Source organism: Polaromonas sp. P3_C2 (assembly GCF_056402675.1).
Map to the genome: position 1 here is coordinate 1 of NZ_JBFUGX010000895.1, position 1,405 is coordinate 1,405.

2 protein-coding genes are annotated in these 1,405 nt (G+C 63.1%); one reads left to right on the forward strand and one right to left on the reverse strand.

Annotation, left to right across the window (positions count from 1 at the left end):
* The coding region (locus AC1DWI_RS23135; RefSeq protein ID WP_477725916.1) for a (2Fe-2S)-binding protein at window positions 1-515 on the reverse strand (515 nt) is incomplete at its 3' end.
* Window positions 516-784: 269 nt separating this feature from the next.
* Between AC1DWI_RS23135 and AC1DWI_RS23140 the strand changes: the two genes are divergently transcribed.
* Window positions 785-1,405, forward strand: a 621-nt coding sequence (locus tag AC1DWI_RS23140; RefSeq protein ID WP_477725915.1) for an ATP-binding cassette domain-containing protein, incomplete at its 3' end; no start/stop codon positions are given.

Here is a 1,405-nt window from a genome sequence, read left to right on the forward strand (position 1 = left end):
GCCCCCACGCTTTTCGCTTCGCGTAATGCGCTGCCCCCATAGGGGGCGTTCCGGGGCTCGTTTCCTTGGGGCGGCCCGGCGGAAAATTGAGCCTTAGGTGTTGGGCCCTTGCCGCCGGGCGCCATGCCGGCCGCGCGCTTGATGGCCACCCGGATCCGCTGGTAAGTGCCGCAGCGGCAGATATTGGTCATGGTGGCATCGATGTCCGCATCTGTCGGCTTGGGGATTTTGTCGAGCAGGGCGGCGGCCGCCATCAGCATGCCCGACTGGCAATAGCCGCATTGGGGCACCTGCTCGGCAATCCAGGCGGCCTGCAGGGCGTGTGGCTTGTCCGTCGCACCCAGCGCTTCAATGGTCTGAATGCGCTTGCCCACCACGGCGGACACCGGGACGACGCAGGACCGCACCGCTTCGCCGTCCACCCGCACCGTGCAAGCGCCACACGCGGCCACGCCGCATCCGAACTTGGTGCCCGTCATGTTCAGCACGTCGCGCAGCAGCCAGAGCAAGGGCATGCCGGGGTCGGCGTCGGCCTGAACGGCCCGTCCATTGATTTGCAGTTCCAAGGTCCCTCCTTCAGCGATCGAATCGCCGGAACGAACGACTATATCGGCGAGGCCTGGCAAGCGATAGGGCGCAGATGCGACATCGGCCACTCAGTAATAACTTGTATTTAAGGGATGGCACATATGTGGCGTCATGTGGCCAAAGGCGGGCCCTGCAGGGCCGATGAAGAGCCTATATAGAAACTGCCTCACGGCAGGGGCGGATAATCTGCCCCCTTATGGCACTTATTACCTTACTGGACGCCCAACTCGCTTTTGGGCATGTCGCACTGCTGGACCACGCAGATTTTTCCCTTGAAACCAACCAGCGCATCGGCCTGATCGGGCGCAACGGCACGGGCAAGTCGTCCCTGCTGAAAATTCTCGCCGGCCTCGAAAAACCCGATGACGGCACGCTGCAGCTGCAGCAGAACCTGCGCATCGCCTATGTGCCGCAAGAGCCCAGCCTGGACCCGCATGCTACGGTTTTTATAGCTGCCAGCGAAGGACTGGCGCGCACCAGGCACGTAGTTGAGCAGTATCTTGCGGCCGACGAAAACACCGACCTGGACGCCCTGCAGTCGGAAATCGAGGCGCTGGACGGCTGGACCTGGGAGCAGCGCGTCGAGGAAACCCTGCACCGCCTGCACCTGGACAAGGACGCCATCGTCGGTTCGCTCTCGGGCGGCACCAAAAAACGCGTGGCGCTGGCCCAGGCGCTGGTCGCCAAACCCGACGTGCTGTTGCTCGACGAGCCGACCAACCACCTGGACCTCGATTCCATCGCCTGGCTGGAGGACCTGCTTGTCAATTTCAACGGCAGCATCATCACCATCACGCATGACCGGGCCTTCCTGGAC